The sequence below is a fragment of the Terriglobus sp. YAF25 genome (assembly GCF_052113305.1).
Lineage (GTDB): Bacteria > Acidobacteriota > Terriglobia > Terriglobales > Acidobacteriaceae > Terriglobus.
Genome location: NZ_JBFRCY010000185.1, coordinates 1 through 6,685 on the forward strand (window position 1 = coordinate 1; position 6,685 = coordinate 6,685).

Genomic DNA, 6,685 nt, shown 5'->3' on the forward strand with positions numbered 1-6,685 from the left:
CTCCTGCTCATTGGCCGAACCGCTGCTCCATCCGCGGACTTCGAGGTGCAGCGCATCGCGGATCGTGCGATAGAAGCTGTCGGAGTAGGCGCCGGAGAACATGACACACAGATCGTCACTGTCCTTCCAGTTACGCTTTGCCACAAGCTCGGCCTGGACACGCTCGTAGAAGACCGTTCCGGGCAGGGGATACGAGATGCTGACACCGATGTCATCCGGGCGCGTGGTCCGAACCAGGGCAAGTGTCTCCAGCAACTCCTGCCAACCCTCCCCGGGATAGCCAAGCTGCAGGAAGAAACATGCCTTGATGCCGGCAGCGCGAAGATGGGTCCTTGCCGCGACTACATCCGCGACGTGAAGACGTTTGTCCATCGCATCCAGAACCTTCTGCGATCCCGATTCAACGCCCATCCAGACCTCGTCACATCCGCTTTCAGCCAGCAGGGAAACGACATCCTCCCGCAGGAGGTCGGCTCTCGCCTGGATCTTGTAAGGAATGACGGCATCGTAGGTGTGTACCCACTGGGCGAAGTCCTGCAGCCAGTGCCGGTTGAGGGCGAAGATATCGTCGCTGAACCAGATGTGTTTGGCACCGTGATGCTGCTTCAGATCACGCAGCTCCTGTGCGACATCGGCGGCGGGGCGAAGCTGGTACTTGTTGCCGGAGATTGGCTTCGCGCACCAGTTGCAGGAATAGGGGCAACCCCGGCTGGCGACGACATTCGCAGAGAAGTGCCCATGAGCTTCGGTCCAGGCATCGCGGTAGAGGCTCATGTCAATGAGGTCACGCGCCGGCAGCGGCATCTTCGACCAGTCGGTATTACGAACCGGGCTGCTGCCGCTGCGATGAAGCGAACCTGCCGTATCCTTCCAGATCAAGCCTGGGACTCCAGATGGATCCTGGCCCGCAAGGATGGCCTGGCACAACTCCGTGAGCGTGTTCTCTGCCTCTCCCGTCAGGATGTAGTCCACGCCGGCCTTCAGGTACTCTTCCGCGAAGTCAGTCTCGTCGGAACCATGTGCGACGACGACCGCCCCTGCCGCCTTCCCCAGCCGTGCGATCTGTTCTGCCGTCTGACGCATGGAAAGCAGACACATCTTAGAGAGAAAGTTGAAGTCATCCTCGTAAATCACTAGAATTTTTGGATTTTCCAGCTGAAGCATCGACTTCAGGCTGTGGAGAGGATTCTGCAGGGTGGTATCAAAGACCGTTACCGGCACTCCGGAATCCCGGAGTGCCGCCGCGGCGTAGAGCGTGCCCAGCGGGGCATAGGGCTGCATCTTCCGCAGTTGCTTCGGATCGTTCGCCAGGTGATAGGAGTGAGTAAGAAGTATGTCTGTCATCGTGGGGACTCCGTGCTAACACGCGGCTGCCTGGTCAGGAAGTTCCTGGCCGGTCACCAACGATCTGCGGGATGCAAGTGGTCCAGAAAGTCTGGAAGCCCAGAGCTCCCAGGGAAAGCCGTAATGGCTTGAGCGGACGCGCCAGCTTACGGTGCGTTTGAATAGCTGGCGAAGGACAGCAGTCTTCAAGGGCTCCTTGTCATGTCGGCGGTGAACCTTACCGTTCAGCAGGAAATAGTCCGTCATCCGCCTCAGGCGTTCGAGTTCCTCTCCCTGCAGCCATGGCAGGGCATTGACGCTGAGCGGCAGCTTGATCCACTCCTCCAGGGTCTGCGGCGCCCTCACTCCCAGCTCGCGAAGTTGCGGCCAAATGGGGATGCCGGGATAGGGGGTAAACAAATTTGGAGAGAACTGGACATTGTTGTACTGTTCCACGATGTCGCTCATTGTCTGGAAGGTAAGTACCCTATCTTCTTCTGTTTCCCCGGGATAGCCGAATATAAGGTTGAAGTTAATCTTGATGCCGGAGACGTGCGCTTTGCGTGCCGTCTCGTACATTTCGTCGACACGCTGGTGGCGCTTGTTCATCAGCTTGAGGACACGCTGAGCGGTTGACTCAGTACCGAAGCCCATCACCTTTACGCCGCTGTCGGCCAGGAGCTGTACCTCGTCCTGGGTCATGCGGCAGAGGAAATCGGTCGAGGCCTGGAAGGTCCACTGGAAGCGAACTCCGGAGTTCACGATCCCGCGTGCAATCGCGAGAGCCCGCTTTACGTCCACGGGAAAGTTCGAGTCGAGCAGGGCAACCTCGTCGATCCGGTACGTGCGAACCAGATCGACGAGCTCACCCACCACCCGGTCCGCGTCGTAGGCATTGAAGCGTCGCCGGTATACCACCATGTCGGTGCAGTAGTTACATGCGTACGGGCAGCCAACGCTGGTGGCGTAGGCCAGCTTGCGATGCCCATTGAGCGGCTCATAGGCATCGAAGTCCGCCAGGTCGTAGGCGGGCGCCGCGAAGCTGCCGATGGGAGCGACGGTGCGCTCGGGATTCTCGATGATCTCGCCATCCTGCTTCCAGTGGATGCCTGCGATCGGGCCAACCGAACTACCGTTGGTGTAGGCTTGGGCAAGCTCCAGCATGGTTAGCTCACCCTGTCCGCGTACAACGACATCTACGTACGCTTCGCGTACGGTCTGTGCCGGTTCCAGCGAGGGATGCCACCCGCCAAATACCACCGGAAGTTCGGGGCGAGAAGCCTTCAGAGCCTTTGCCGCGGAGATAGCTCCGCGAATCATCGGTCCGGTCAGCACGGAGATCCCGACGCAGACAGCGTCGGCACTCTCCGCCACGATGCGCTGCAGGTAGTCCTTATGAATGCAGGCGTCGATAATACTGACTCTGAAACCTGCATCACGCAGAACTCCGGCGAGCGCCAGAAGACAGAGTGGTGCCCCGAGCGGCGGACCGTCATAGGGCGGATAAAACAGAACGACCTTGTTTCGGCCGGGCGATGGGCGTGGTGAACTGTGCGCCGGAGCCGGCCGGATGGCGCTGGCTGGCAGCACGTTCAGCATGCCGCTGCCTCCGCCGGGGTACGCGCAAGGCGCTTGGCATCCACGGCCGGCTTTCCTTTAGGGATCCGCTTCTTCAGCTTGTTGTTCAGCCAGATATCGACCGGGAAACGGTACGCATCGTGATCCAGACGCCAGCGGGCCGGTAAGGAGATTGCCTTCTGGGCCAGCCGGATGATCGGCGGACGCGTGTCGGCGGCGATGGGAATACGGTTGAAGGCCAGGCGCAGGTACTCGCGGGTATCCTGAAGCCGCTTATGGTCCTCGCCCTTCAGCCAGGGAAGTTCCGTGTAGCGGGGAAAGAAGTCCGCCCAGCCTTCCAGAGTGGTCGGCGGCTCAATGCCAATCTCAGCCGTGCGCTTGAAAATCGGCGAGCCCGGGTAAGGCGTGAAGATGTTCGTCCAGAACTCCGCTCCCGGAAACTTGCGGCAAACGTCGAGCATGAATTCGACAGTCTCGCGGCGCTCCTTCGCTCCTTCGCCAGGGAAGGCGAAGATGATGTTGAAGGAGGGACGGATGCCTGCCTCCAGGCAACGCGCTGCGCTCTCGTAGATCGACTCGAAGTCCTGGAAGTCCTTGTTCATCGCCTTTAGGATCGCGGGCGATCCTGAGTCGACGCCCTGGCATACCTGCCGCAGTCCAGCGCGGCGCAGCAAACGCATGTCTTCCAGTGACAGCCTTGCTACCAGATTCGTCGTCGCCTGGATGCTCCAGGTGTAATGCGAATTCTCGCGGACCAGGCCCTCGGCGATGCCTCGTGCGCGATCCAGATCGACGAGGAAGTTGTCGTCGACCACCCAGATCATCTCCAGCTCATAGCGCCGGCTTAGATCGACGGTCTCTTCGACAAATTGTTCCGGGGGGAGGGCGTTCCACTTTCTTCCGTAGACGCCGCCGTTGGTGCAATAGGCGCAGTTGAATGGGCAGGCAAGGCTGGAGGTATACATCGCCCAGCGGCGGCCACAGGAGCGCTCGTAGGCATCGAAGTCGGCCAGGTGGTAGGCCTTTGGCGGCATCTCGACGAGGGGGCGTAGCGGTCTCTCGGGAGTAAAGATGATGCGGCCGTCCCGCTTGAAACCAATACCTGCGATCAGATCCGGTGCCGATCCACTGCTGAGGTGCTGCACCAGCTCCAGCATTGCGTCTTCGCCCTGTCCGCGGACGACGTAATCCACGCAGGCAGCCTCGAGCGTCTGCTGTGGCAACAGCGACGGATGCCATCCGCCCAGGACGATGGGGAAGTCAGGTTTCCACTCTTTCACGGCTCTGGCAATGGCGACGGTCTCCCGGATCATTGGTCCAGTGACCAGGGAGACGGCCAGGCAGAGGGCGTCCTTTACCTCTTCGAGAACCCGTTTCTGGAAGTCAGGCGTGATCGTCGAATCGATCAGACAGATCTGATAGCCGGCACGTTCCAGAGGTGTCGAAACGGCAAGAATACCTAACGGCGCCGTCGCTTCCGTACTGGCGAACGACGGGAAGAAGAAGACGATTTTGCGGGAGCGTGCCAGTTTCGGATACCTCGTTCAAGAAAAACGATAGAGACCCCGTCTCATGGCAATGTCACCTGCATGTCAGCGATTTGTAACTGTGTGGGCGACTTGTTTTTGCTTTGTCATTGTGCGGGAAAGCGAGCCCGATGGAGCTGATTTCAAAAGGCTTGCCACATCTGCCATTCATTTGGTGTGATGGTACGGCGGCAACAGCAACCGGAAAGTGGAGACCCAGATGATCGGAAGTAAACGTTTACTTGGTTCAATCGGCAAGATCGCCCTTCTAGTACTGGCTGGCTTGCATGCTTCCCGGGCGATTGCTCAGCTGCCGGATACGATCCTCTTTGGCGTCGCCTATTACGACGAATACACCCCGGTCGACCGCGTCGAAGAAGATGCTCGGATGATGAAGGCGGCCGGCATTACGGTCGTCCGCATCGCGGAGTCTACCTGGGGCACCCTGGAACCCCAGCCCGGCGTCTTCGACTTCTCTCACATCGATCGCACACTTGCCGCCATGCAACGAAACGGGATCAAGGTCATCATCGGAACGCCGACCTATGCGATTCCGACATGGCTGGCTCGCCAGCACCCGGAGATCCTGGTCGTCCGCCGCGAGGGGCAGGCCCACTATGGCCCCCGCCAGAATATGGACATCACCAATCCCGAGTTCCGGCGAGCGGCCGAGCGGGTGATTGTTGCGCTGGTGGACCACGTTAAGGACAACCCGGCGGTCATCGGGTACCAGGTCGACAATGAAACGAAGGCATACGGCAATACCGGAGCGAATGTGCAGGCGGCGTTCGTCAAGGAGATGCAGCGTAAGTTCCCGAGCCTGGACGGGGTCAACCATGCCTTCGGTCTCGATTACTGGAGCAATCGCATCAACCGCTGGGAGGACTTTCCCTCGGTAGATGCTTCGATTAACGCCAGCCTGTCGAATGCATTTTCAGAATTTCAGCGGGGTTTGGTAACGGAGTACCTTGCCTGGCAGGCTGGACTGGTGCGCGCACATTACCGGCCGGGGCAGTTCATCACGCAGAACTTCGATCTAAGCTGGCAGGGTTACTCCTATGGCGTCCAACCCGAAGTGAACCATTGGGAGGCCGCCAAAGCGCTCGATGTCGCCGGTATCGACATCTACTACCCGAGCCAGGACAAGCTCACCGGCACGGGGATTGCGTTTGGCGGCGATGTTGCCCGCTCCATGAAGAACGGGAAGAACTTCCTTCTTATGGAGACCGAGGCGCAGGGGTTTCCGAATTGGACACCTTATCCCGGCCAGCTTCGTTTGCAGGCCTTCAGCCACATCGCCTCCGGCGCCAACATGGTGGAGTACTGGCACTGGGCCACAACTGCCAATGGGATCGAAACCTATTGGAGAGGAGTGCTCACGCAGGACTACCAGCCCAACCCGACCTACGACGAAGCAAAGACCATCGGCGCCGATCTACAGCGGCTCGGAAGCAAGCTCGTCAATATGAAGAAGCACAATCAGGTTGCGGTATATGTGAGCAATACGGCGCTCGATGGCTTCGACGCATTCCGCATCAATACCGACGGCGGCATCGGCTACAACCAGGTGCTTCGTTCTCTCTACGACTCGCTCTACCGCATGAACGTAGAGGTGGATCTCATCTCTCCGTCGTCGACCGTCCCGCTGAGCGACTACAAATTGATCCTTGTGCCCGCGCTGTACTCGGCCAGTGATGCGGAGATCGCGAAGTTGAATGGCTACGCCAAAGCCGGAGGTCACCTCGTCTACACCTTCAAGAGCGGTTTTTCCGACGAGAACACGAAGGTGCGCTACGCCTCACAGCCTGGTGGAATCTCTGAGGCAGCAGGCGTGAAATACAGCGAGTTCGCAATTCCGGAGGGTGTCACGTTGGATGGTGATCCGTTCGGTGTCGGAGAGCAGGACAATAAGGCCCGCTGGTGGATGGAGTTCCTGAAACCTACCACCGCAACCGTCCTTGCTCGCTACAAGCACTCGTCGTGGCCCGCGTACGCCGCCGTAACGCGCAACAGCTATGGCAAGGGTGAAGTCACATATCTGGGATTCATGCCGACGGATGCGATGGCTGAAAAGATTCTTGGAGATGCTGCGAAACGAGCCGGGGTTGAGTCGCTGCCTGGCTCTCATTTTCCTTTGATTGTCCGTAGCGGAATCCTGCAGAACGGACATCCGGTCCACTACTTCCTGAACTATTCGAAGGACAAGCAGCAGGCGAGCTATGCCTATCAAAAGGGAAGTGAGCTTCTCTCAGGAAAGC

At 59.1% G+C, this 6,685-nt stretch carries 4 protein-coding genes; 1 reads left to right on the top strand and 3 read right to left on the bottom strand.

All coding sequences use genetic code 11. The features are described from left to right. From AB4043_RS09780 to AB4043_RS09790, 3 genes are all read right to left on the bottom strand, one after another. Window positions 1-1,344, bottom strand: a 1,344-nt coding sequence (locus AB4043_RS09780; protein WP_442306959.1) for a B12-binding domain-containing radical SAM protein, incomplete at its 3' end; no start/stop codon positions are given. A gap of 15 nt (window positions 1,345-1,359) precedes the next feature. Next, a complete protein-coding gene (locus AB4043_RS09785) occupies window positions 1,360-2,922 on the bottom strand; it encodes a B12-binding domain-containing radical SAM protein (RefSeq protein WP_442299799.1) in 1,563 nt (520 codons plus the stop codon). Further along, entirely contained in the window at window positions 2,916-4,430 is a 1,515-nt protein-coding gene (locus AB4043_RS09790; protein WP_442306961.1) for a B12-binding domain-containing radical SAM protein, read from the bottom strand. Before AB4043_RS09790 ends, AB4043_RS09785 begins: the two co-directional genes overlap by 7 nt. Before the next feature lie 217 nt (window positions 4,431-4,647). On the opposite strand from AB4043_RS09790, the gene AB4043_RS09795 reads away from it, so the two are divergent. After that, the coding region (locus tag AB4043_RS09795) for a beta-galactosidase (RefSeq protein WP_442306960.1) at window positions 4,648-6,685 on the top strand (2,038 nt) is incomplete at its 3' end.

Bases quoted from the DNA above. Each gene is read 5' to 3' on its own strand.
- AB4043_RS09785 (WP_442299799.1), bottom strand. From the start codon at position 2,922: ATGCTGAACGTGCTGCCAGCCAGCGCCATCCGGCCGGCTCCGGCGCAC.